Below are 23,742 nucleotides of genomic sequence, written 5' to 3'. Positions count from 1 at the left end.
CCCCTTCCTGCTGAGATGCTATGCCAGCCTGTCCCGCGTTATGAGAACCAGACCGGGGGAAGATGACAGAACGAGGCGGGCCCTGCAGCCCGCCTCGCTCCGGTTCGGCAGCCCTATTCCATGATCTCGTCCGCGTCCATCGTGCAGCCGCAGACCGGGCAGGTCACCTCCTCCTCCGCGGCGGACATCCGCCCGGCTGCTGCGCTCACGGTCTGCCCGCAGTTCGGGCAGCAGACGAGGGAGACGCCGTCCTCCTCGATCTGCGCCTCGTCGGGGATGAAGATGATCTCCGGTTCGGTGTAGACCTCTTCCTCGACGGCGGAGAGGTCGTCGTCCATCTCGCCCACGTAGTCGGCCAGCTCGCCGTGCAGATCGCTCAGGGCGCCGACCTCCTCCGCCAGGTCGTCGAGGACGTCCAGCACCCCTGCGAGCACCCGGCCCTCGACGGTTCCGGTGTTCAGGTCGAGCCCCTCCGCGAGACCGTGCAGGTACGCAACTCGGGAACGAAGGTCACTCATCGCGGGATCCTCCTTCCTCGTGCATGGCCTCGCGGGATAGTCTGCCCGGAACCGCAGGTAAACAACACGGGGCGCGCGCACCATCGTGCGCACGCCCCGCGGACGTTTCGCAAACACGCGGCGGCCCGCCACCATCAAGCCGCCCGGGAACCCGGCGCAGCTACGCCCGCTGCAGGTACTCGCCGGTGCGGGTGTCGATCTTGAGCACGTCGCCGACGTTGATGAACAGCGGCACCTGCACCACGTAGCCGGTCTCCAGCTTCGCCGGCTTGTAGGTGCCGGTGGCGGTGTCGCCCTTGAAGCCGGGCTCCGTCTCGACGACGCGCAGCTCGACGGTGTTGGGCAGGTCCACGCCGATGATCCGGCCGTTCCAGGTGGCGATCTGGACCATCATGTTCTCCAGCAGGAAGTTCGGGGCGTTGCCGACCTGGTCGCGGGTCAGCTCGACCTGCTCGTAGGTCTCGGTGTTCATGAAGACGTAGTTTCCCTGGTTCTCATAGAGGTACTGATACTCCCGCCGTTCCACGTTGGCCTGGGGAACCTTCTCGCCCGCGCGGAACGTGGTCTCGATCACACCGCCGGTCAGGACGTTCTTCAGCTTCGTGCGGACGAAGGCCGCGCCCTTTCCGGGCTTCACATGCAGGAACTCGATCACCTGGTACACCGTGCCGTCCATCTCGATGGTCATGCCGTTTCGGAGATCGTTAACCGAAATCACTGGTCTGTCCCCTCCGCTCAACGCTATGCGCCAGAATACTCACGCCCCCCGTAAGAGGCGAACGCTCACCAACACTAGAGAATAAGCAGCTCCTTGGGCGTATGGGTGAAGGGCTCGGCCCCGGACTCGGTGACCAGGAGCATGTCCTCAATCCGCACGCCGCCCCAGCCGGGCAGGTAGATCCCCGGCTCCACGGTGATGACCATGCCGGGCTTCAGCACCACGTCGCCGCCGCGCTGGCTCACCCTGGGCCCCTCGTGGATGAACCGGCCGACGCCGTGGCCGGTGCCGTGGCCGAAGTGCTCGCCGTACCCGCGCTCGGCGATGTAGCTGCGGCAGACGTCGTCCAGCTCCTTGCCGGTGATCCCCGGCCGGCAGGCCGCCACGCCGCGCTTCTGCGCCTCGAGGACGATGCCGTAGATCTCGCGCTGCTTGTCCGTAGGTTCCCCAACCATGACAGTGCGAGTCATGTCCGAGCAGTATCCCTGATAGAGGGCGCCGAAGTCGAAGGTTACCAGGTCGCCGGACGCGATCACCTTGTCGGTGGGATGGCCGTGCGGCAGCGAGGAGCGCACGCCGGAGGCGACGATGGTCTCGAAGGCCACGCCCTCGGCGCCCAGCTTCCGCATGCGGTACTCCAGCTCCAGCCCCAGGTCGCGCTCCGTCACGCCCGGCTTGATCAGCGGCAGGATCTGGGCGAAGGCCTCGTCCGCGATGGCCGCGGCCCGGCGCATCAGCGCGATCTCGATTTCGTCCTTGATCATGCGCAACGCTTCCACCAGGCCCGTGACGGAGACCCACTCGCAGCCGGAGACGGCCTGCCTGTAGGACTGGTGGTCGTCGACGGTCAGGTGGTCGCCCTCGTAGCCGATGCGCCTGATCCCCGTCTCGTCCACCAGGCGGGCCAGCAGGGCCTGGTTGGTGCTCTCGGGCTTCACCACCTCGAACGCGGGCGCCTGCGCGGCGGCCTGCTCGGTGTAGCGGAAGTCCGTGACCAGCACGGCCCGGTCGGCGGTGATCAGCAGCACGCCGGCGCTGCCGGTGAAACCGCTGAGGTAGGCCCGGTTCTCGGGCTTCGCAACCAGGAGACCGTCAATCCCGCGCTCGGCCATCGCGGCCCTCAGGCGCCCAAGGCGGTCGGAAGTCATGCGTCGGTCCCCCCTGTCAGCGTTGAGATCGGATCCGGTTGGCCAGCGCCCGCAGCCCGAGCAGGTACGAATCAGACCCGAACCCGGCGATGGTGCCCACCGCCACCGGAGCGATCACCGACCGGTGCCGGAACGGCTCGCGGCTGTGGATGTTGGAGAGGTGAACCTCCACCACCGGCAGGCCGACGGCCGAGATGGCGTCGCGGATCGCCAGGGCGTAGTGGGTGAAGGCACCCGGGTTGATCAGGATCCCGTCGCACCGCCCGCGGGCCCCGTGGATCGCATCGATGATCGCGCCCTCGTGGTTGGACTGAAACGACTCCACCTCAATCCCCAGCTCCTGCCCCAGCTCGTGGAGCATGGCGTCGATCTCGGCCAGGGTGGTGGAGCCGTACACCTCGGGCTCACGGGTGCCCAGGAGGTTCAGGTTCGGACCGTGGATCACCAGGATCCGCCCCATCAGGCGCCAACCTCCTCTACAACTAAAACCTGCATTATCGTACCAGAATCTAGCGCAGGCGCGCAAGGGGCGCCCCGTTGCCCCCCCTGCATCAGGGCAGCAGGGTGCTGATGTGCCGCAGCGGCACCACCCCTGCCACCAGCAGCGCCACGACGAGGCCCAGCGCGGGGACGCCGAACCGCCGCCAGCCGCCGCGCTCGCCCGGCACTCCGGCGACGAAGCCGGCCAGCAGGCCGCCGATGAGGCCGCCGACGTGCGCGTAGTTGTCCACCCGCCCGTAGACGAGGCCGAACATCAGGTTGATGGCCACCGGCGTCAGGAGCCCCTGCCAGTCGACGCGCCGGTGGCGCACCGTGGTGGCGAAGTAGATGAGGGCGCCCATCAGCCCGAGGATCGCCCCGGAGGCGCCCACGGAGACCACCAGCCCGGGGCGCAGGGCCACGGAGGCAATGCCGCCCGCCACACCGGCGACGAAGTAGATGAAGAGCATGCGGGCGGAGCCGTAGATCGCCTCGATGTAGCGCCCGACCTGCCAGAGCGCCCACATGTTGAACGCCAGGTGCAGCGCGCCGCCGTGGACGAAGAGGTGGCTGACCAGCCGCCACTGCTGGCCCTGCTCGGCCAGCGTCAGCAGGCTGAAGTTCGCCCCCCACAGGATCAGGGCCATGCCGTCCGGCCCGCTGACGAGCCGGCTCAGCCCGCCGCCCATCAGCACGGTCCAGAGGTAGTAGGCGACGGTCAGCGCCAAGATGACGCGCGTCGCCGGGAAGTCTCCGATCTGCGGCATCCGCCTGGGCGCCGCGCGCACGGGACCCTCCGCCCGCTCCGCACGCCGGGGGGCGGGCTCCTCGGGCACATCGGTCAGAATCTGCGCGACCTCCGGGCCGACCGGCGGGAAGCCCCGGTGCTGGTCCAGCAGGCCGACCTCCAGGTCGGCGCACCAGGGGATGAGGCCCCACGAGCCGTCCGGGTCCCGCTCCTCCAGGGCGGCGACCGCCTCCGCCTCCTCGTCCGCCACCCGGCGGTCGAAGGGGAAGAGCAGGATCATCTGCCACGGCTCCTCGCCCCGGCCGGAACGCACCCACGCGGCGCAGTCGCCCGCCAGAGCCGCGCGCTCCTGCGGGTCGGTCAGGTTGAGGCGCGCCGGCAGAACGACGGAGAGGCGCCCCCACGGCTCTCTGCGCGAGACCACCAGGGCCAGCCGCCCCTCCAGCTCGGGCGGGAACTCCTCGGTCAGGAAGCCCACCTGCCGGAGACGGTAGGAAACCAGCACGACGTATGCACCGTAGTTCACAGCCCACCTCCGCAAAGGGCGGGGCCCATCCCCGCCCGGAAAATCACGTCCGCCCCGCCCGGCGCCGCGCGGCGGCCGGGCAGGGCGAACAACCTGCGATCACTACGCCCGGGTCAGCCCCAGCTCCCGGCCCACCTTGGCGAAGGCGGCCAGGGCCTCGTCCAGATCGGCCTTGGTGTGCGCCGCGGTCACGATCGTGCGCACCCGGGCCTTGCCCCTGGGCACCGTCGGGAAGGCGATCCCCTGCGCGAAGACCCCCTCCTCCAGGAGACGGTCGGAGAGCTGCATCGCCTTCACCTCGTCGCCGACGATCACCGGGGTGATCGGCGTCTCCGAGTGGCCGGTGTCCAGGCCGAGGTCGGTCAGGCCCTTCTTGAAGTACCGGGTGTTCTCCCAGAGCCGCTCGATCAGCTCGGGCTCCTGCTCCATGATCTCGATCGCCTTCAGGCAGGCGGCCGCGACCCCCGGCGGATGGGAGGTGGAGAAGAGGAACGGGCGGCCCTTGTGCCAGAGCAGCTCGATCAGCGCCCTGGGCCCGGCCACGTAGCCGCCCAGCACGCCGACCGCCTTGGAGAGCGTGCCCACCTGCACCGTCACCCGGCCGTTCAGGCCGAAGTGGTGCACGGAGCCCTGCCCGTTCTTGCCCAGCACGCCCGAGGAGTGGGCGTCGTCCACGTAGGTCATGCAGCCGTACTTCTCGGCCAGCTCCACGATTTCGGGCAGCTTGGCGATGTCGCCGTCCATGGAGAAGACGCCGTCGGTGATGATCAGGCGGCGCCGGTACTGGCCGTCGCTCTCCTTCAGCACCCGCTCCAGGTCGTCCATGTCCGCGTGCTTGAAGCGGAGGATCTTCGCCTTCGAGAGCCGGCACCCGTCGATGATGGAGGCGTGGTTCAGCTCGTCGGAGATGACGGCGTCGCCCTCGCCCACCAGCACCGGGATCACGCCCGAGTTGCAGGTGAAGCCGGACTGGAACACCACGCAAGCCTCGACGTGCTTGAACTCGGCCAGCTTCCGCTCCAGCTCGTTGTGGATGGACATCGTGCCGATGATCGTGCGCACCGCGCCGGATCCGGCGCCGTACTTCTCGGTGGCCTCGATCATGGCCTCCTTGAGGCGGGGATCGTCGGCAAGGCCCAGGTAGTTGTTGCTGGAGAGATTGATGACCTCCCGCCCGTCGATGACGGACCGGGGCCGCTGGGGCGACTGCAGCTCCTTCAGGGGGCGGTAGAGCCCAGCCTGCTTCAGGCTGTTCAGCTCCTCCACGAGGAAATCGGTCAGAGCCACGTTGCATCGACCTCCTGTGCGGGAATCAGGCCTTCAGATCGGGCATCAGAACGACCTTGCCGCTCCGGCCCGAGCCCATCAGCTCCATGGCGGTGTCCACCTGCTCCAGCGGCAGCCGGTGCGTGACCAGCGGCTTCAGCCGCTCGGCCAGCCCGGCCCGGTAGAGCGAGCGCACCTGGTACCAGGTCTGCCACATCTTCCGGCCGGTGATGCCCTGCAGCACCAGGCCGCGCATGACGACGTCGGCGCCGAGGTCCAGCTCCAGCGGCCGGCCGGGAAGGCCCAGCAGGGAGACGCGCGCCCCGTTGCGGGCAGCCTTCAGGCTCTGCCGGATGGCGGTGGGGTTGCCGGACATCTCCAGCACCACGTCCGCCCCGTAGCCGCGGGTGACGCTGCGCACCGCCTCGATCGGATCCTCCTTCGTCGGGTTGATCAGCAGGTCGGCGCCCAGCTGGCGGGCCAGGTCGAGGCGGTACTCGTTGACGTCCATCGCGATGACGATCTCCGCGCCCGCCATCTTGGCCACGGGGATCGACATGATCCCGATGGGGCCGCAGCCGGTGACCAGCACAGAGCGGGCGGTCAGCTCGCCGTTCAGGGCGGTGTGGACGGCGTTCCCCAGGGGCTCCTGAATGGACTGCAGCTCGAAGGGGATATCCTTGTCGTTCACCCAGACGTTCTGCTCCGGCACGGCGACGTATTCGGCGAAGACCCCGTCGGTGTCCACGCCAAGGATCTTCGTGTTCTCGCAGAGGTGATACTCACCCACGTGGCAGCGGGGGCAACGGTTGCACACGATGTGGGTCTCGGCCGACACGTAGTCGCCGACCTTGCAGGCCGTGACCTCCCTGCCGACCGCAACCACCTCGCCGGCCAGCTCGTGGCCGATGGTCAGCGGCGGCTTCACCCGGTTGGCAGACCAGGGATCCCAGGTGTAGATGTGGTAGTCCGTGCCGCAGACCGAGGCCGCCCGCACCTTCACGAGGACGTCCCGGGGGCCGATGGTCGGAATCGGAACTTGCTGCAGAATTGCGCCAGGACCGGCTTCCAGTTTCCGCAAGGCTCGCATCGTCTCTGCCACGGCTGCCCACCTTCTTCTCCCCCCGGCGCCCGTGCGCGGGGGCGTGATGGATTACCCGTAACTACTTTATACCAGTTGTCACACCCCCCGCAAGGGCGGGACTCCGACCGTTTCGGGCCCCTGGCACAGTCAGGCATTTACATTGCAGGATTGGGAGGAATACCGCACAGCAATGGCCAATTGTGACTATTTGCATATGTGTACATGGTAGACCCTTGGCTGCACTGAGTGGAGGTTGTGGTCCATGGACCTGCGCAAGCGGCTTCAGAACCATGAGCAGGCGACGAACCGCACCGTTACGCTGATCCTGTGGATCAGCCTGGGACTCGTCCTCGCGGTGTTACTCCCCCTGGCTCACCGCACCGGGCTCGACAGTGAGCTCTTCCTCCTGTGGGGAATGGGTTCCGCCACAGTCCTGGGCGCAGCGACACTCCTGGTCTGGCGCGGGCTGCTGCCGCGCCTGCAGAAGTACCTGCTGGTCTGCGCGGTGGCGGCCGTGCTCGTCGGCATCGCCTTTCTGGTGCCCGGCTCCAACCAGCACATGGGCATCTGGTTCATCCTCCCCATGATCACCGGATTCTATGTGCAGCGCTCGGTCTCCGTGCTCGGCACGCTGCTGGCCGTGGCGGGGTGGATCGCTGTCCTCCTCCTGCGGCCGCCCGAGGTCGCCCCCTCCATCTCGCTCGCCCGGATCGGCCTGGTCAACGGCGTCATGCTGACGCTGGTGGGCATCGGCCTCTACGCCATCGCCCTGCGCAACCGGGCGCTGCTGGATGAGCTGTCGGCCGCGGCGACGAAGGAAGAGGTGCTCCGCAGGCTTGACGCCCTGCTCGCCGAGGCGCGCCAGACCACGGGCGAGCTGACGGCAGCCGTGGCCGACCTCTCCCAGATCGGCCGCCAGGCCGACCAGCAGGTGGAGGCCAGGCTCCGCCCCACCGTCGCCCGGCTGTCGCAGGCGAGCCAGGAGGCCCGCGTTGCTGCCGGCGAAAGCCACGCCGCCCTCGAGGAGCTGACGGCGGCTGTCGGGGCGGTGGCCGAAGCCGCCAGGAGCCAGCTGGCGCACGCAGACGGCGCACTCGAACTGGGCCGCGGGATGGCCGCCGCGTCCTCGAGCGTGACCGGTCTGGCCCGGGAGGTGGCGGCGCAGGCGGAGGCGGCCAGACAGGCCGTCGAGGAGGGCCGAAGCGTGGTGCAGCGTTCTGCGGACGGCATGGCCCGCCTCAGCCGGGCCACCGCGGACGCCGCGGCCGCCATGGCGGAACTGGCGAACCACTCCGCCCAGATCGGCAAGGTGGTGACCACCATCGAGCAGTTCGCCGGCCAGACCCGCCTGCTGGCGCTCAACGCCGCGATCGAGGCTGCCCGGGCGGGAGCTGCCGGCCGGGGCTTCGCCGTGGTCGCCGAGGAGGTCGGCAAGTTGGCCGCCAACTCCAGCCAGGCTGCCGCGGAGATCGCGCGCCTCATCGCGCAGGTGCAGGAGGGCATTGCGACCGCACGGGCAGCCATGGTCACCACCAGCGACCTGTCCGAAGAGGGGCTCGCCCTCTCCGCCTCCACCGGCGAGACGCTGGAGCACCTGCGCGCGGCGGTCGGCAGGGCCTCCGAACGAACGGCGGACATCGCCGACCAGGCAGCCCGGCTGACGGAGCACAGCCAGCGGCTGGCGGATTCCCTGGCTGAACTCTCCGCGCTTGCGCATGAGAACTCCTCGTCAGCCGAGCAGATCGCAGCCACCGCCCAGCAGCTCGCAGCCGGTGGGCGCACCGCGGCGGAGACCGCCGCCACCAGCGCCGCCGTCGCCGAAGAGGTGGCCGGCGTCGCCAACACGCTTGCGGAGCTCGTGCAGGAGATGGGGGCCAGCGTGCAGCGCCTCAGCCGTGCGGCGGCCGACCTCGCCGCCGCCACCGCCGACCGGTAGGCCGCGGAGTTCGCTGCCGACAGCCCATCGGCAGGCTGCGGAACTCGCCGCCGGCAGCCCATCAGCAGGCCGCGGAACTCGCGGCCGGCAGCCGATCGGCGGGCTGCCGAACTCGCGGCGGCAACCGATCGGTAGGCCGCGGAACTCACGGCCGGCAGCCGATCGGTAGGCCGCGGAGCTCGCTGCCAGCACGGCGGATCGGCAGGCTGCGGAACTCGCTGCCGGCAGCCGATCAGCAGGCAGCGGAGCTCGCTGCCGGCACGGCGGATCGGCAGGCCGCGGTGCTCACCGCTGGCAGCCGGTCGGCAGGCTGCGGTGCTCGCCAACGGCAGTCGATCAGCAGGCCGCAGAGCTCGCGGCCGGCACGGCGGATCGGCAGGCAACAGGGCGGACCAGCAGTGCCCGGCCGACTTCTGCCGCAAGCCGGGGCATACTATGTACAGCATGACCCCGGAGAGGTGGCGGAAACGTGTCCAAGCCGATCCTCCTGTTCGACCTCGATGGCATCTGCTGCGACCTGATGAAGAAGTGGCTCGCCGTCTACAACCGGGACTACCACGACAACCTCCGCCCCGAGGACATCACCTCGTGGAACTGGGACCGCTTCGTGAAGCCGGAGTGCGGGAAGCGCATCTACCACTACCTGAACCGCCCCGGCTTTTTCGCTGACCTGGAGCCCATCGAGGGCTGCGTGGAGTCGCTGGAGCGGCTGGCCCCCATCTGCGAGCTGGTGGTCGTCACCGCCAGCCCCAGGGAAGCCGCGGGCGACAAGATCGCGTGGGTCCGCAGACACCTGCCCATGGTCCCCCGCGGCAACATCGTGATCACCTACCGGAAGGACCTGGTGCGGGGCGACTTCATGTTCGACGACGCGCCCAAGAACCTGCGCAACCACCCGGCGGTCCGCATCATGATGGACTACCCCTACAACCGGGACTTCCACGACTGCTACCGGGTCCACTCCTGGGCCGAGGCCGAGGCGCTGATCCGGCAACTGGTCGCGGCCCGCGGGGGCGTCAGTGCGGTGCCCGCGGCTTCGTTTGAGATGCAGCCGCAGGCCCACTGATGGCACAGTGAGCGCTGCGCAAAACTGTCAGGGTCTAAACATGAAATCGTACAAACTAGAGCACCGCCAGGTTCGTCTAACGTGTATCACAGGTCGGAACCGGAGGTTGCCACATGCGTAGATTGCTCACACCCGCTCTTCTCAGTTCGGTCCTCATCGCTTCGCTCGTGCTCACCGGCTGCGGTGGGCGTGCGGACGGCTCTCCCCCACCGGGAACCTCCGACCAGACTCCCGCGGGCAACATCACGGAACCCGGCGGCCAGGATCCCGCCCAGGAGCCCGGCGGGTCCGAGGATCCCGGCCAGGAGCCGGGCGGCTCCACCGGGGAGAACCCGGAGCCGGGCGGTTCCGGCGGCCCCGGCGGCGAGCAGGAGCCCGGCGGCGGTTCGGATCCCACGGACCCCGCAGGCGAACCTTCGCAGCCGCAGAAGCCGGTGCGCACGATGCCCAACCCGGTGCGCGGCCTGCACCTCTCCGGCTGGTACGCGGGCTCGCCCGACCTGGTCTGGCCGCTGCTCGACTGGGCCTGGGAGGCCGGCATCAACACCATCGTGCTGGACCTGAAGGCCGAGGACGGATACCTCTCCTGGGAGTCCAACGTGCCCCTGGCCCAGGAGATCGGCGCCAACCTGGCCAAGATCCGGGATCTGCCGGCCTTCATCGCCGAGGCCCACGAGCGCGGCTTCTGGGTGGCCGGCCGCATCGTGGTCATGAACGACCAGTGGCTCTACAAGGCCAGGCCCGAGTGGGCGGTCCCCGGCTTTGACGGAGGCGCCTACTCCTTCATGGACCCGGCCAACGAGAACGTCTGGACGTACAACATCGACATCGCCAAGGAGGCCATCGCCGCCGGCGTCGATGAGATCCAGTTCGACTACATCCGCTACTCCGAGCACCTGCGCGACGGCTACAACGGCAAGGACACCACCGCCGAGTACCGGACGGGCAACATCAACGCCTTCCTGCGCAGGGCCATGGAGGAGCTGAAGCCGCTGGGCGTCGTGGTCGGGGCCGACCTCTTCGGCCTGACCACCTCGGTGGCCGAGGGCGACGACATGGAGATCGGCCAGGACTACCGGGCCGTGATGGAGATCGTGGACTACGTCGCCCCGATGGTCTACCCCTCGCACTACGCCCCCTGGACCTACGGCCTCGAGAACCCCAATGCCGCGCCCTACGAGACGGTCTACAACTCCATGTCCAGGGCGCTGGCCCGGACCGAGGGGCTGCCGATCGAGAAGCACCGCCCCTGGATCCAGGACTTCTCGCTGGGCGGCATCACCTACGGCCCCGCAGAGGTGATGGCCCAGGTTCAGGCGCTGCGGGACCTCGGCATCGAGTCGTTCATGCTCTGGGACCCCTCCAACAAGTACACCCGGGAGATCTCGTTCAAGTAGCGCTAAGGCTCCACCCTACAGGTGGCGACAACTCAGTACAGACAACGGCAAGGCTTCCCCGTTAAGACAGCGAAGGGCTCCCCCGCACGGGATGTGCAGGGGAGCCCTTCGCTTTGCCCAGGCCCTACTCCAGCGAACGAATGCGCTTGTAGGCGGTGACGAGCAGCAGAATCACCACGGCCGTGAAGACCACGGTGCCGCCGGGGGCGAGGTCCAGCAGGTAGGCGAGGCTCAACCCGACCAGCACGGAGAGCAGGCCGAAGCCCACAGAGAGCAGCAGGGCGCCGCGAAACGAGCGGGCCACCTGCAGGGCGGCACCCACCGGGACCACCATGAGCGAGGAGACCAGCAGTGCGCCCACGACCCGCATCGTCAGCCCCACCGTCAGCGCCACGAGCACGTAGAAGAGCATGTTCAGCAGCCGCACGGGCATCCCGCCGATGCGGGCGTACTCCTCGTCGAACGTGGTGGCGAGCAGCTCCTTATAGACGGCAGACAGGACGCCCAGCACGACCACGCCGAGCACTGCGATCACGAGGACGTCCGTCCTGCTCACGGTGACGATGGAGCCGAACAGGTAGGCCATGATCTCGCCGGTGCTCCCGGCGGCCAGCGAGAGCAGGATCACCGCCAGCGCCAGAGCGCCGGCCAGGACGATGGCCACCGCCATCTCGCTGTACTTGCGGTACGACTGCCGGAGCCAGTCCATCCCCAGCGAGGCGGCCACCGCGAAGGCGAGCCCGGTGGCCACGGGGTAGGTGCCGGCCAGCATGCCCGCCGCCACGCCGGTGAGCGTCACGTGGGAGAGCGCGTCGCCGTAGAGCGCCAGGCGCCGCAGAACGAGGAAGAGCCCGATGGAGGGCGCAACCACGGCGACGATCAACCCGGCGACCAGGGCCCGCTGCATGAAGGAGAGCGTCAGCATCTCAAGCATCGGGCGACCCCTCCCCGTGGTGGTGATGGTGCTGGATGCGCACCACCTGGTGGCCGTACAGCTCGCAGAGCTGCTCCTCGGTGCCGAAATCGGCCGGGGAGCCGTGGTAGAAGAGCCGCCGGTTGAGGCAGGCCAGCGCAGAGACCTCGTGGGCCACCGCACCGATGTCGTGGGAGACCAGGATGACCGTCAGCCCCATCTCGGTGCGCAGGCTGCGGATCAGCTGGTAGAACTGGGCCTCGGCGGAGGCGTCCACGCCGACGGTCGGCTCGTCGAGGATCAGCAGCTCCGGCCGGCTCACCAGGGCCCGGGCGATGAAGACGCGCTGCTGCTGGCCGCCGGAAAGCCGGCCGATCAGTCGGTCCTTGAACGGGAGCATCCCCACGCGGTCGAGCGCCAGGTAGACGGCCCGGCGGTCGGACGCCGTGAACGGGCGCAGGAGCCCTCGGCGGGCGGCGAGGCCCGTGGCGACGACCTCCTCGACCGTCGCCGGGAAGGCGGAGTTGAAGGACGCCGCCTTCTGGGCCACGTACCCCACGCGCCAGCGCTGGCGGAAGCGGCGCACGGGGGTGCCGAACAGCAGCACCTCGCCCTTCACGGCGGGCAGGAGCCCCAGCATCAGCCGGAGCAGGGTCGTCTTGCCCGACCCGTTGGGGCCGATCAGTCCCAGGTACTCGCCGCGCCCGACAGTCAGGCTGACGCGGTCCAGCACCAGGTCCTTACCGTAGGCGAAACTGACGTCGCGCAGCTCTACGATCGGGTTTGCGTTCATGTCACTCGCACTCCAGTGCCACGCGCAGGTTGGCCAGGTTCTGGCGCATCACGCTGAGGTAGCTCTCGCCGGCAGCCACCTGCTCGGGGGTGAGCCCCTCGAAGGGGTTGAGCACCAGGGTCGAGGCGCCGATCTCGTCCGCCACCACCCGGGCCACCCTGTCGCTCACCAGCGACTCGAAGAAGATGTGGCGCACGTCGTTCTCCCGCGCCTCCTCCACGACGGCCTTCAGCGCCCTGGGGGTCGGCTCGGCGTCGGGGGAGAGGCCCATGATCGCCCGCTGCTCGAGGCCGTACCGATGCGCCAGGTAGCCGAACGCTGCGTGGGTGGTGAAGAAGACCCGCCGCCGGCACTGGGCGAGGCCCGCGCTGAACTCCTGGTCCAGTGCTGCCAGCTCCGCCCGGTAGGCGGCCGCGTTGGTGCGGTAGGCGTCGGCGTCGGCGGGGTCGGCCGCGGAGAGCGCCTCAGCGATGCGCTCCACCATGTGCGCCGCACCGGCCGGGTCGAGCCACAGGTGCGGGTCCAGGTCGCCGTGGTCGTGGCCCTCATGGTCCTCTGCTTCGCTGGACCCAGCCAGCAGGTCGAACCCCCCGCTGGTCTCCACCGCCACGAGGTCCCGGTTGTCCAGGGAGGCCAGCGCCTGGTCGACCCAGTGCTCGAACCCTGCTCCGCTGTAGAGGAAGATGTCGGCGGCGTTGAGCGTCCGGACGTCGCCCACCGAGGGCTCCCAGTCGTGGGGCTCGGTGCCGGGAGGAACGAGCAGCACCAGGTCGATGCGGTCTCCCCCCACTGCCCGCGCGAACTCGTAGACCGGATAGATGCTGGCCGCCACCTTCAGCCGGCCGTCGCCGGCGAAGGCCGTGGCCCCTGGACCGGGCTGCCCGGCCCGGGTGCAGCCCACGGCCAGCAGGGGGATCAACAGGATCAGGAGCGATCTGAACCAGCGCACGGGGTGGAGAACCTCCTTGTTGCGAAGAGACGCGGGGCATGGGGTGGGGACATGGCGGGGACACGGCGGGGACATGGCGGGGATGCGATGGGGACAGGGTGCGAATGCGACGGGGACATGGCGGGAATGCGATGGGAACCCGGCGGGAATGCGATGAGAACACGGCGGGAATGCGACGGGGACACGGCGGGGTGCGACGGGGACACGGCGGGAACGCGACGGCGATGCGGTGGAGGCGGTGCAGGGAAGGAGCCGAGACGCTGCGGCGCTGCCAGGGCCGCCCGCTAGGTCGGGGCGTTCTCCCGCGCTGCGCAGGCCGGGCAGTAGCCGAAGAGCTCGATGCGGTGAGACGAGATCACGAATCCGTGCTGCTCCAGCGCCACAGCCTCCAGCTCCTTGATGGGGCAGTGGCCCATGGGGATCTCGGCGCCGCACTCGAGGCAGACCAGGGAATGGGCGTGGGCGGTCCGGTTGAGGGAGTACTGCGCGAGCCGCCCGGGCAGCCGCACCTCGGTGACCACGTTGAGCCGCCCCATCAGCCGCAGGTTGCGGTAGATCGTGTCGAGGCCGACCTCGGGGTAGACCGCCCGCACCTGCTGGTAGATCTCGTCTGCCGTCAGCTCCGCATCGCCGGCATTCAGCAGCACCTCGACGATCAGCCGGCGCTGCGGCGTCAGCTTGCAGCCCATCTCCCTGAGGCGCTGAAGCACCTGCTCAACCGTCATCTGCGCTCCTCCCCTCTGACCGCAAACAGGAAAATTCCTATCTGAGTGTAGTCGGCGATTACCTGGGTGTCAAGCAGATTCCTCAGGTGGAAGTTCAAGGTCAAATCGCGTGGGCAGGAGGGCCTCGGGGCATCCTGTGGGCGCGACTCCGCTGGTCACCGGGTGCCTTACGTCCGCTGACCATCCGGTGCTTTAGGTCCGCTGATCACCAGGTGCTTTAGGATTGAACGGCAAGGTTTTTGGCCACCGCCCAGGTGCGGGGTGGCTCAAATCCTTGCCGTTGGAGCCGGGGGGCTGTGTCCGCCCGGCGGTTCGAGAAGCCCCCGGGGGTATTCGAAGCATCTCATACTCCCCTCCCCGGTGGGCTGCGAGGCATCCTGTGGGCGCTACTCTGCCGATGACCAGGTGCTTTAGGATTGAACGGCAAGGTTTTTGGCCACCGCCCAGGTGCGGGGTGGCTCAAAACCTTGCCGTTGGAGCCGGGGTTGTGGGTCCGATGGGTGGCCGGAGGTGCCCCAGGGGGTATTTCAAGCATCTCGTTCCCCCTTCTCCAGAGGGCCGCGAGGCATCCTGTGAGCATGACTCCGCTGATCAGCGGGTGTTCTAGGGCTAAACGGCAAGGTTTTTGGCCACCGCCCAGGTGCGGGGTGGCTCAAATCCTTGCCGTTGGAGCCGGGGTTGTGGGTCCGATGGGTGGCCGGAGGTGCCCCAGGGGGTATTTGAAGCATCTCATGCCCCCTTTTCCAGAGGGCCGCGAGGCATCCTGTGAGCATGACTCCGCTGATCACCGGGTGCTTTACGGCTGAACGGCAAGGTTTTTGGCCACCGCCCAGGTGCGGCGCGGCGCAAAACCTTGCCGTTGGAGCCAGGGTTGCGAGCCCACCAGGCGGTCAGCGGTGCGCTCGCTGGGGTATGCTTCGTCCCTGCCGCCCTCTTCCGGGACTTAGCGGCCTTCTGTAAGCACCGCCCCACGTCTGGCCACGCAGTGGGAGACCGGTGGGCAGCAAAATGAGCCACCGCCGGGATGCGGGGTGACTCACTTGCCTGTCGGTGACTCACTTGCCTGTCGGTGACTCGCTTGTCCGTCGGTCACTCCTCAGGCAACAGGTCCGTGCCGAGGATCAGGTCGACGTCCTGGGCGGACGTCGGGTCGGGGATCACGGCGTAGACCACCCTCGGCAGCACGCTGTTGAGCTCGTCGGCGACATCGACGCCGGCGACCCGCACGACGGCCATGGTCGAGCTGATCACTGCCGAGCTCTCGTGCACCCGGGCCACCTGCAGGCCCACGGCCTCGAGGCGGTCCACGTACTCCCAGGCGATGCCGCGCCCGGTGGCGTCCACCAGGTTGACGGTCGCCTTGATGGGGGCGAGAGCGGTGTCCTCGTCCGGGTGCTCGCCGTCGTCGCCGCCGCCCTCGCTGCCCTCGCCGGGCTCGCCGCCGTCGCCGTCGTCACCGGCGCCACCCTCGCCGGTCGCACCGTCACCGTCCTCGCCGGACTCATCGCCGGGCTCCTCCTCACCGGACTCACCCATCTCGGCGGCGGCGGCCTGCGACCGGGCGTACGCTTCCTGCAGGACGGCCTGGTACTCCTCGTTGTCGGCCTTCGCCTTTGCCACGAAGGCTTCCGGGGGCTGCTCCCCCACCAGCAGTTCGTAGGCGGCTGTCCGCAGATCGACCAGGTCGGCGCCGAAGTAGAACACGCCATCGATCCAGTACTCATCGGCCGTGAGCGTGCCCGTCACGATGGGGTTGGAGAGCGCCGGCCGGCCCTTGGAGGCCAGGGAGATCATCTCGCCCACGCTCATGTCGGTGCCGATGGTGCTGTACAGTGCGGAGATCAGCTGGGGCGCCCGGCCGATGATGGCCGGCGTGGCGGCCTTCTTCACGGCGGCCTTGATGATCTCCTGCTGGCGGCGCATGCGGCCGATGTCGCCCTCGGCATCCGCCCGGAACCGGGCGTACTTCAGCGCCGTCAGCCCGTCCATCACCTGCGGTCCCGCCGCGATGTCGATCACGAGGCCGTCCGGGCCGAACCGGGTGTCATAGGGATCGTGGTAGTAGAGCGGCTCCGGCGGGTTGACCTCCACACCGCCCAGGGCGTCGATCACCTCGACGAATCCCTCGAAGGAGACGGCGACCCAGTGGTTGATGTCGATGCCCAGCAGCCGCTCCACGGTCTCCACGGAGAGCGTCGGGCCGCCGTAGGCGAAGGCGTGGTTGATCTTGTCGTAGCCGTGGCCGGGGATCTTCGTCCACAGGTCCCGCGGGATCGAGAGCATCGCAACCCGCTGCGCCGCGGGATCGTAGGAGACCACCATCATCGAGTCGGACCGGCCCCACTCGCCCTCCCAGCCCTCGACGCCCATCACCAGGAAGGTCTGGCGGTCTCCCGGCAGCGTCTCGAGACCCTCGGAGCCTGGCGGTTCAGGCTCCTCCTGCCCCGGCGCGGTCGGGTTGGCCGAGGCGGGCGCCTGGAAGGGGCGGTAGAGGGAGATGGCCCGCACGGCGGCGAAGATTGCGAGGATGGCGACGAGCGGGACCAGCCAGCGCCAGTTCTTTCTCCGCCGGTGCTTGTTGGGTACGCGGTACACGGGCCTCCCTCCTCGTCACGTGCATAGTTTGCTTGTACTACTATAGCAAAATCAGAGAGGGCCGCTATAGCAACTTACTCTTGTTTGACGTGAACAGAGCGCGATCCAGTTCCACAAAAGCCGAAAGGGGGCATTTGCCCCCTTCCGCCCGTTCAGTCGTCGGCAGCCTGGGCCTCGACCTCGGTCCCGTTCAGATAGAGCAGGCGGCCGTCCACCCGCACGAACTCCGACCGCTCGGTGAACGAATCCTCCGGTTGGCCGGCGATCTTATACCAGGCCGTCAGCGTGCCGCGCGCGATGCCGCTTTCGTCCTCGGGTTCGGTGTGGTGCACCACAAGGCGGGTGAAGTCCACCTGCTGGCAGTAGAGCAAGGTCTCCCGCTTGTATTCCTCCTCCGTCTTCCCCACCAGCGCCTCGTTGTCGGGGTGGGTCGTGCGGTAGAGGTAGTTTACGTCACCTATGGCATAGGCGGTGAAGCGGCTCCGGATCATCCGCTCTACAGTATCGGGGTACTGAATGCCGGCGTGGTACTGGCCGCAGCAGGCCTTGTACTTCTTTCCGCTTCCGCAGGGGCAGGGGTCATTCCGTCCGACTTTCTGCAACAGGTCCACCTCACAGTTGACAAGTGCGTGTGAGGCCGCACGCTTTCGGCGCGGCCGCACGTAATCCAGTATAGTATGCCCGTCAAGTATCCAACAGCCGTAACCTGTTGACTGTGACGGAGACATGCCCGCCCCGGCGGTCGACCCGCCCCAACGCGGCCAGCGGCGGGCGCGGGTCGGTGAAGATCAGGTGGCCGTAGCGCTGATATACGTCTTCGAAAACGGTAAGGTCGATCAGGCCGGTCTCGTCCTCCAGCGAGAGGAAGACGACGATCTTGCCCGACTTGGTCGGCGGCCGGTGCGGGCAGACGGGCAGGCCCGCCACCTTCACCAGCTCGCCCGCCCGTCGCCGCCGCACCTCCGCCGCGGTCAGGTAGCCCTCCCCGGCCAGCCGGTCGCGCACGAAGCGCATGTAGTGCGTGCGGATCATCAGCCCGGTCAGCTCGTACTCTTTCAGGTAGCGCTCTGCGGCGCTGAAGTCGGCGATCGCGGGCGCCTCGGCCTCCGCGCCGCCCAGCAGCGTAGCCTGGCCGGCGCCCCGCTCCCGGCGGAGACGCTCCGCCTCCAGCAGGCGGGCCACCTGCCAGAGCGCCGCCCGCCGGTTGGGGTGGAGCCGGTCGAAGGCGCCGGCCAGCACCAGGGCCTCCAGCGGCCCCCGGGCCAGGCTGCCGCCGGTGCGGTGCACCAGGTCTGCCAGCGACCGGAACTCCTGCGCTCCCCGGGCCTCCACAATCGCCGCGGCGGCCGGCTCCCCCACTCCCGTCACCGCCTTCAGCCCGATGCGGATCGCCTTGCCCGTCGCCGGGTACTCGGGGGCGAAGGGCTCCGTCCCCCAGAAGGAGGCCCAGGCCTCCGGCGTCCACGCCTCCACGGTGAACGCCACGTCCGAGCGGTTGATGTCCACCGGGAGAAGGCCGACCCCGCGGCGGCGGGCGTCCACCGCCAGCGTGTTGATCGGGTAGTAGCCCATCGGCATGGAGGACATGATCGCCGCGAAGTACTCGGCGGGATAGTGGCGCACGAGGTAGGCGGTCTTGTAGGCCGTGTTGGCGAATGCTGCGGCGTGGGCCTCGCAGAAGCCGTACGAGGCGTAGCCCTGGATGTAGGAGAAGATGGTGTCGGCCACCGCCGAATCCACCCCGGCCGCGATCGCCTTCTCCCGGAAAAGGCGGCCGATGGCCTCCATGTCCTCCCGGTTCCGGGCGTGGGTCATCACCCGGCGCAGCTGGTCCGCCTCGCCGGGGGTGAAGCCGGCCACCGCGGTGGCGATCTCGATCACCTGCTCCTGGAAGAGCACCACGCCGTAGGTCTTCTCGAGGATAGGCTTCAGCTTGGGGTGCAGGTAGGTCACCTCCTCCTGCCCGTGGCGGCGGGCCAGGAAGGGCTCCACCATGTTCCCCTTGATGGGCCCGGGGCGGATGATGGCCACCGAGGCGACGATATCCTCGAACCGGTCGGGCTTCAGCCGGGCCTGCAGCGCCCGCTGCGCCGGCGACTCCAGCTGAAAGACGCCGATGGACTCGCCGACGCCCAGCATCTCGTAGGTGGCCGCATCGCCGTGGGGGATCTGCTCGTAGTCGATGTCGCCGATGGCCCGCACCGCGTCGTCGATGGCGGTGAAGGTGCGCAGCGAGAGCAGGTCCAGCTTCACCAGCCCCAGGTCCTCGACGTACTCCTTGTCGAACTGGCAGATCACCTGGCCCTTGGCGGCCACCTGCAGCGGCGTCACCTCCAGCAGGGGACGGCGGGAGATGACCAGCCCGCCCAGGTGCGTGCCGATGAAGCGGGGGAAGCGGGCCACCCGGGCCATCGCCTCCACCAGCTGCTCGAACTTGTGCCAGGGGATCCCCGAGCGGCGCAGCTCGGGGTAGCGGCTGATGACGGCGAGGATCTCGTCGGCGTCGGCGTGCCAGGGGATGCGCTTGGCCAGGTAGTCCAGCTCCGCGTCCTGGAAGCCCATCGCCTTGCCGAGATCCCGCACCGCCGAGCGGGCATGGAACGTGTTGTAGGTGCAGACCGAGGCCACGTGCTCGGCGCCGTACTTGCGGTAGACGTAGGCCGCCACCTCGTCGCGCCGGCGGGCGTCGAAGTCGATGTCGATGTCGGGCTTCTCGGCCCGCTCCAGCGACATGAAGCGCTCGAAGAGCAGGCCGCGCTCGATCGCGTCCACGTCGGTGATGAAGAGGCAGTAGGCCACCGCCGAGTCGGCGGCCGAGCCCCGCCCGGCACAGCGGATGGACCGCTCCCGAGCGAAGCGGACCACGTCCCACACCAGCAGGAAGTAGTCCTCGTAGCCCAGCCGGGTGATGATGGTCAGCTCGTGCTCCAGCCGCCGGCGCACCCGCTCAGTGATGCGCCCGTAGCGGCGGGCCGCGCCGTCGTAGACCAGGCGGCTCAGGTAGGCGGCCGGGTGGGAGCCGTCGGGCGTCTGAAACTCGGGGAAGAGCCGGGCGTCCAGGTCCAGCACCGGACGGCACCGTTCGGCGATGGCGAGGGTGTTGGCCACGGCGCCGGGGAAGTCCCGGAACCGCTCGGCCATCACCTCCGGCGGCTTCAGGTAGCGCTCGGCGTTGAGCGGCCGCTCCGGGTGGGGCTGGTCGAGCCGGGTGAGCGTGCGCACGCACGTGAGCAGGTCGTGCACGAAAAACTCCTCGCGGGTGCGGTAGTGCACGTTGCCCGTAGCCACCAGCAGCAGGCCGAGGGCCTCGCCCAGGTCGCGCAGGGCGCGGTTCAGGGCCTGCTCGCCGGGCAGCCGCTCGTCGTGCAGCTCCAGGTAGAAGCGGCCGGGGAACCAGGCGGCGTAGCGCCGGGCGGCGGCCTCCGCCTCGGCCAGGCGTCCCCGGAGGATCAGGGAGGGGATCTCGCCCCGCCGGCAGCCCGAGAGTGCGATCAGCCCGTCGGTGTCGTGGGCCAGGGCCGACATGGGGGCCTTCGGCTGCAGCCGGTCGTGGTTCGGGGCCAGGGCGAGCATCGTCCCCAGCTCGGGCCGGGGCTCCTGCCCGAGGTGGGCGGCGGTGATCAGCCGGTTCAGGTTCGCAAACCCCTTGGGCCCGGTGGCCAGCAGCGTGAGGTGGTAACCGCCCTCCAGGGTCAGCTCGGCGCCCTGGATCGGCTGGATGCCAGCCTCCTGCGCCTTCCGCTGGAAGCGCACCGCCCCCGACACGTTGTTGTGGTCGGTGAGGGCCAGGGCCGGCATCCCGTGCAGGGCCGCCTCCGCGATCAGGGCGTCCAGGCGGGAGGCGCCGTCGAGAAACGAGAAGGGCGAGTGCACGTGCAGGTGGACGAAGCACATGGGCAGTGCACTCCTTCGCTGGAGGTTGGGTGTACGGCTGGAGGGGGCCAGGCAGCAGGGGGAAGGCGTACAGCTGGCGCAGCCCCGGGCAGCAGGGGGAAGGCGTACGGCTGGCGCAGCCCCCCCGGGCAGCAGGGGCAAGGCGTACGGCTGGCGCAGCCCCGGGCAGCAGGGGCGCAGGCGCATGAGGGCGCTGAGTTCAGGCTCCGCAGGCAAGACGGCGCGGGCGCAGCGGAGCGAGCACGCCCGTCTTGCCGAGGAGCATTACAAAGGTAAGGCGCCCGGAGCGCCAAGCCCCGCTGCCCGGGGGCACATGCACGAGCCTCAGTCGTACGCCTTATAGAGGAGCCAGCGCTGCTCCCGGGGGATGAAGTTCAGCTCGAAGAGGCCGCCGTTCTCGGTGGCCACCCGGTAGGCGACCAGCTCAGGCTCCCGCTCCCACCAGCGGCCGGTCTCGACCCAGGCGTCCAGCACCGCGCTGACCCGCTCCCGCCCCCCGGCGAAGCGGAAGGCGGCCGGCCGCCCGTCGGGGCCGGTCGTCACGTCCACAGGCCGGTTGATGATGCGCGACACGGCCCATCACGCCTTCCGGGACCAGCGGTAGGGATCGGCGTACTGGAGCATCTGCTCCCGCCAGGAGGGCGGGTTGCGCGGCCCCAGGCCGATCACCCGCGCCGGGAAGCGCTCGTGCAGGAGGGCCAGGGCCCCTTCGATGCGCTCCTGCCGCTCCCGGAGCAACCGGTCGTCCCACAGCTCCATCTGCCGCCAGTCGAGGGGGCCGATCAGCCCCACTTCGGCGGTGACCGCCGCAACCTCCACCGGCTCCCCGAGGCCGTCCAGCACCTGGCCGAGCAGCGCGTGCAGCCCCTGCTGGATCGGGTAGGCGGTGTGCCGCAGCCGGGGCAGGGTCCGCTCGGCGTGCAGCACCCGCCCGTCGGCCAGCTCCAGGATCAGGCCCACCTGCTGGCAGCCCTCGCCCCGCCGGTCCAGCTGGGCGGCCAGCAGCGCGGCCGACCGGCTCAGCTCCCGCTCCAGCGGGTCCCGCTCCCGCACGCCGCCGGCCAGCTCCGAGCGCCGCGCCAGCCGTCGGGGCGGGTAGGCGGGCTTCACCGGCTCCGGGTCGATGCCCCGGCTCCAGCGGGCCACCAGCCGCCCCTGCGGCCCCAACTGCCGCACCCACTCATCCTCGCTCACCCGCGCCGCCTCGCCGATGCGCGCAAGCCCCAACTGGCGCAGGCGGCGGCGCACCTCGGGCGGGCAGGGCAGGTAGCCGATGGGCAGCGGGGCGAGGAAGCGTGCCTCCTCACCGGGTGGAACAATCGCGACGGTCTGCCCGCTGCCCGGCCGCCGGGGGCTGGCCGGCTGCACGGCGTCCAGCCGCTGCGGGGCCGTGCCGGGGCGCCGCTCCAGAAACTCCGCCCGCAGCGCCTGGGCCGCCGCCCGGGCGACCAGGCGGGAGGTGCCGACCCCGGCGAAGGCGGCGAAGCCGAAGGACGCGGCCGCCTCCGCCAGCGCCCTCACCTCCTCCTGCAGCCGCCGGCTCACCTTGCCCTGCGCCGGGTCGTCCGGCAGCGGCAGGCCCAGCAGCACCTGGTGGGGCTCCACCGGCTCGACGTAGGGCGTGTGGGCCAGGCAGCGGTCCCAGAAGGCGCGGGCCCGGGCGGCGGCGTCCACATCCGCCCAGTCGACCTGCACCGCCCCCGGAACGTCCCGCAGCACCTGGCGGGCCGGGCTGCCCAGCTGCAGCCCCGCTGCGAAGGCCTCCCGACAGCCGTCGAAGGCGCGCCCGCCGCGCAGAATCACGACCGGCCGGCCTTCCGCCGCCAGCCCCGCCGCCCGGGCGGCGGCGGCGTAGAGGCCCTGAATCTCCACCCAGCTCACCCACCGCATGCTGATGATCCCCCTCCGCACGCTCGTGCATCTTAAGGGTCACCAAAAATCGAACTCATAATCGCCAAACGTGTGTTCGTGGCGTACGTTTATTCTAGTCCCCCCGGCAGGCGAAGTCAAGGGACAGAGGCAGGGGAAGGCCAGGAAAACGAGTGTTACTTTTGTTAGCAGTTAGTGTTAAAATCGAGTCAGCCCATCTGCTTGGAAATGGGGGAACGCCGACATGACAGCCATAGACGGCAGGGCCTTCCGCGACACCCTGGGCCAGTTCCTGACGGGGGTGACCATCGTGACCGCCGCGGCGCAGGACGGGACGCCGCTGGGCCTCACGGTCAACTCCTTCACCTCGGTCTCCCTGGACCCGCCGCTGGTGCTCTTCTGCATCGACAAGAAGGCCGGCTGCTACGACGGGATGGTGGCCGCGCCGGGCTACGCCGTCCACATCCTGGGCGGCGACCAGGCCGACCTCTCGAACCGCTTCGCCACCAGGGGCGCGGACCGCTTCGCGGGCCTCACCTACACCCGCGGGCTCTTCGGCGCGCCCATCCTGCCCGGCGCCCTGGCCCTCCTGGAGTGCCGGACCGTGCAGCGGATCGACGCCGGCGACCACACCATCCTCATCGGCCAGGTGGAGCGGCTGGACCCGGGCGACCGGAACCGCATGCCCCTCGGCTACCTGCGGGGGCGCTACACGGCCGTCGCAGACTGAAGAAGCGGGTGCGCCCGCCCGCCGCAGGCACACCCACTACCGTCGATACCACCGCCATCCCAGAATCGCCGTAAACAGCAGCAGCGCCAGGGGCGTGAGCAGGGCCGCCGCCGGCTTCCCGCCAGACTGCTGAAGCAGCTGGAACAGCCATGCCCCGCCGGTGAGGGCAAGCACCGCCAGGAGCAGCAGCGAGCCCACCCGCACCGGCCACGAGCGGGACCGCGCCTGCCGGATCCCCCGCACCACGACGCCGAAACCCTGAACGGTGGACTCGGGCGTCGCCGGGGTGTGAGCCGCCCCCAGGACCTTCCCGCAGTCCGGGCACAGCTCCCCCGGCCGCCGGTCCACTTCCCGTCCACAGCCCGCACAGCGCACGCGCTCCCCCTC

At 69.5% G+C, this 23,742-nt stretch carries 21 protein-coding genes; 4 read left to right on the top strand and 17 right to left on the bottom strand.

The features are described from left to right. Positions 1–113: 113 nt before the first annotated feature. The 7 genes from J2Z79_RS00225 to tdh form a co-directional block, all read right to left on the bottom strand. Positions 114–518 carry a CD1247 N-terminal domain-containing protein gene (locus J2Z79_RS00225; protein ID WP_209464837.1) on the bottom strand — a complete coding sequence of 135 codons (405 nt, stop codon included), beginning with the start codon at positions 516–518 and terminating at the stop codon, positions 114–116. Positions 519–678: 160 nt separating this feature from the next. Next, positions 679–1,236 carry an elongation factor P gene (gene efp / locus J2Z79_RS00220; RefSeq protein ID WP_209464836.1) on the bottom strand — a complete coding sequence of 186 codons (558 nt, stop codon included), beginning with the start codon at positions 1,234–1,236 and terminating at the stop codon, positions 679–681. A gap of 74 nt (positions 1,237–1,310) precedes the next feature. Then, entirely contained in the window at positions 1,311–2,384 is a 1,074-nt protein-coding gene (locus tag J2Z79_RS00215; RefSeq protein ID WP_209464835.1) for a M24 family metallopeptidase, read from the bottom strand. 16 nt (positions 2,385–2,400) lie between these two features. After that, positions 2,401–2,844: a type II 3-dehydroquinate dehydratase gene (gene aroQ, locus J2Z79_RS00210; RefSeq protein ID WP_209464834.1), complete on the bottom strand. Its 444-nt coding sequence runs from the start codon at positions 2,842–2,844 to the stop codon at positions 2,401–2,403. Positions 2,845–2,935: 91 nt separating this feature from the next. Continuing rightward, positions 2,936–4,138 (bottom strand): rhomboid family intramembrane serine protease, encoded by a 1,203-nt coding sequence (locus J2Z79_RS19055; protein ID WP_209464833.1) that lies wholly within the window; start codon positions 4,136–4,138, stop codon positions 2,936–2,938. Between the two features lie 102 nt (positions 4,139–4,240). Continuing rightward, positions 4,241–5,425: a glycine C-acetyltransferase gene (locus tag J2Z79_RS00200; RefSeq protein ID WP_209464832.1), complete on the bottom strand. Its 1,185-nt coding sequence runs from the start codon at positions 5,423–5,425 to the stop codon at positions 4,241–4,243. Between the two features lie 25 nt (positions 5,426–5,450). After that, entirely contained in the window at positions 5,451–6,506 is a 1,056-nt protein-coding gene (gene tdh, locus J2Z79_RS00195; protein ID WP_209464831.1) for an L-threonine 3-dehydrogenase, read from the bottom strand. Between the two features lie 244 nt (positions 6,507–6,750). Between tdh and J2Z79_RS00190 the strand changes: the two genes are divergently transcribed. The 3 genes from J2Z79_RS00190 (at position 6,751) to J2Z79_RS00180 (ending at position 10,887) form a co-directional block, all read left to right on the top strand. Further along, positions 6,751–8,424, top strand: a complete 1,674-nt coding sequence (locus J2Z79_RS00190) for a methyl-accepting chemotaxis protein (RefSeq protein ID WP_209464830.1) — start codon at positions 6,751–6,753, stop codon at positions 8,422–8,424. 469 nt (positions 8,425–8,893) lie between these two features. Beyond that, positions 8,894–9,490 (top strand): 5' nucleotidase, NT5C type, encoded by a 597-nt coding sequence (locus J2Z79_RS00185; RefSeq protein WP_209464829.1) that lies wholly within the window; start codon positions 8,894–8,896, stop codon positions 9,488–9,490. Between the two features lie 113 nt (positions 9,491–9,603). Next, complete coding sequence (locus tag J2Z79_RS00180) at positions 9,604–10,887, top strand: putative glycoside hydrolase (protein WP_209464828.1); 1,284 nt, start codon at positions 9,604–9,606, stop codon at positions 10,885–10,887. Positions 10,888–11,011: 124 nt separating this feature from the next. Here J2Z79_RS00180 and J2Z79_RS00175 read toward each other — a convergent pair whose 3' ends face one another. The 9 genes from J2Z79_RS00175 to J2Z79_RS00135 form a co-directional block, all read right to left on the bottom strand. After that, positions 11,012–11,821, bottom strand: coding sequence for a metal ABC transporter permease (locus J2Z79_RS00175; RefSeq protein ID WP_245301774.1), 810 nt, complete (start codon positions 11,819–11,821; stop codon positions 11,012–11,014). Continuing rightward, positions 11,814–12,593 (bottom strand): metal ABC transporter ATP-binding protein, encoded by a 780-nt coding sequence (locus J2Z79_RS00170; protein WP_209464827.1) that lies wholly within the window; start codon positions 12,591–12,593, stop codon positions 11,814–11,816. Before J2Z79_RS00170 ends, J2Z79_RS00175 begins: the two co-directional genes overlap by 8 nt. A gap of 1 nt (position 12,594) precedes the next feature. After that, entirely contained in the window at positions 12,595–13,542 is a 948-nt protein-coding gene (locus J2Z79_RS00165; RefSeq protein WP_342589380.1) for a metal ABC transporter solute-binding protein, Zn/Mn family, read from the bottom strand. A 284-nt stretch (positions 13,543–13,826) separates the two neighbouring features. Next, positions 13,827–14,267, bottom strand: a complete 441-nt coding sequence (locus J2Z79_RS00160; protein WP_209464825.1) for a Fur family transcriptional regulator — start codon at positions 14,265–14,267, stop codon at positions 13,827–13,829. A gap of 1,089 nt (positions 14,268–15,356) precedes the next feature. Beyond that, positions 15,357–16,862 (bottom strand): LCP family protein, encoded by a 1,506-nt coding sequence (locus J2Z79_RS00155; RefSeq protein ID WP_209464824.1) that lies wholly within the window; start codon positions 16,860–16,862, stop codon positions 15,357–15,359. A gap of 152 nt (positions 16,863–17,014) precedes the next feature. Continuing rightward, on the bottom strand, positions 17,015–17,464 hold the full coding sequence (locus J2Z79_RS00150) for a YchJ family protein (protein ID WP_209464823.1): 450 nt from the start codon (positions 17,462–17,464) through the stop codon (positions 17,015–17,017). Between the two features lie 82 nt (positions 17,465–17,546). After that, positions 17,547–20,756: a DNA polymerase III subunit alpha gene (locus tag J2Z79_RS00145; protein ID WP_209464822.1), complete on the bottom strand. Its 3,210-nt coding sequence runs from the start codon at positions 20,754–20,756 to the stop codon at positions 17,547–17,549. A gap of 324 nt (positions 20,757–21,080) precedes the next feature. Then, positions 21,081–21,329: a DUF6504 family protein gene (locus J2Z79_RS00140; RefSeq protein ID WP_209464821.1), complete on the bottom strand. Its 249-nt coding sequence runs from the start codon at positions 21,327–21,329 to the stop codon at positions 21,081–21,083. A gap of 6 nt (positions 21,330–21,335) precedes the next feature. Continuing rightward, positions 21,336–22,646, bottom strand: coding sequence for a DNA polymerase Y subunit UmuC family protein (locus tag J2Z79_RS00135; RefSeq protein WP_209464820.1), 1,311 nt, complete (start codon positions 22,644–22,646; stop codon positions 21,336–21,338). A gap of 223 nt (positions 22,647–22,869) precedes the next feature. Between J2Z79_RS00135 and J2Z79_RS00130 the strand changes: the two genes are divergently transcribed. Continuing rightward, entirely contained in the window at positions 22,870–23,355 is a 486-nt protein-coding gene (locus J2Z79_RS00130) for a flavin reductase family protein (RefSeq protein ID WP_209464819.1), read from the top strand. Between the two features lie 36 nt (positions 23,356–23,391). Here the strand turns inward: J2Z79_RS00130 and J2Z79_RS00125 are convergent, their stop codons facing one another. Then, positions 23,392–23,730: a hypothetical protein gene (locus J2Z79_RS00125; RefSeq protein ID WP_209464818.1), complete on the bottom strand. Its 339-nt coding sequence runs from the start codon at positions 23,728–23,730 to the stop codon at positions 23,392–23,394. Positions 23,731–23,742: the final 12 nt, after the last annotated feature.

The sequence above is a fragment of the Symbiobacterium terraclitae genome (genome assembly GCF_017874315.1).
Taxonomy (GTDB): Bacteria; Bacillota; Sulfobacillia; order Symbiobacteriales; family Symbiobacteriaceae; genus Symbiobacterium; species Symbiobacterium terraclitae.
This window is presented reverse-complemented; position numbering and strand designations above follow the sequence as displayed.

Bases quoted from the DNA above. Each gene is read 5' to 3' on its own strand.
- J2Z79_RS00160 (WP_209464825.1), bottom strand. From the start codon at position 14,267: ATGACGGTTGAGCAGGTGCTTCAGCGCCTCAGGGAGATGGGCTGCAAG.
- J2Z79_RS00175 (WP_245301774.1), bottom strand. From the start codon at position 11,821: ATGCTTGAGATGCTGACGCTCTCCTTCATGCAGCGGGCCCTGGTCGCC.
- J2Z79_RS00225 (WP_209464837.1), bottom strand. From the start codon at position 518: ATGAGTGACCTTCGTTCCCGAGTTGCGTACCTGCACGGTCTCGCGGAG.
- J2Z79_RS00170 (WP_209464827.1), bottom strand. From the start codon at position 12,593: ATGAACGCAAACCCGATCGTAGAGCTGCGCGACGTCAGTTTCGCCTAC.
- J2Z79_RS00135 (WP_209464820.1), bottom strand. From the start codon at position 22,646: ATGCGGTGGGTGAGCTGGGTGGAGATTCAGGGCCTCTACGCCGCCGCC.
- aroQ (WP_209464834.1), bottom strand. From the start codon at position 2,844: ATGGGGCGGATCCTGGTGATCCACGGTCCGAACCTGAACCTCCTGGGC.
- J2Z79_RS00180 (WP_209464828.1), top strand. From the start codon at position 9,604: ATGCGTAGATTGCTCACACCCGCTCTTCTCAGTTCGGTCCTCATCGCT.
- J2Z79_RS00145 (WP_209464822.1), bottom strand. From the start codon at position 20,756: ATGTGCTTCGTCCACCTGCACGTGCACTCGCCCTTCTCGTTTCTCGAC.
- J2Z79_RS00130 (WP_209464819.1), top strand. From the start codon at position 22,870: ATGACAGCCATAGACGGCAGGGCCTTCCGCGACACCCTGGGCCAGTTC.
- J2Z79_RS00190 (WP_209464830.1), top strand. From the start codon at position 6,751: ATGGACCTGCGCAAGCGGCTTCAGAACCATGAGCAGGCGACGAACCGC.
- J2Z79_RS00215 (WP_209464835.1), bottom strand. From the start codon at position 2,384: ATGACTTCCGACCGCCTTGGGCGCCTGAGGGCCGCGATGGCCGAGCGC.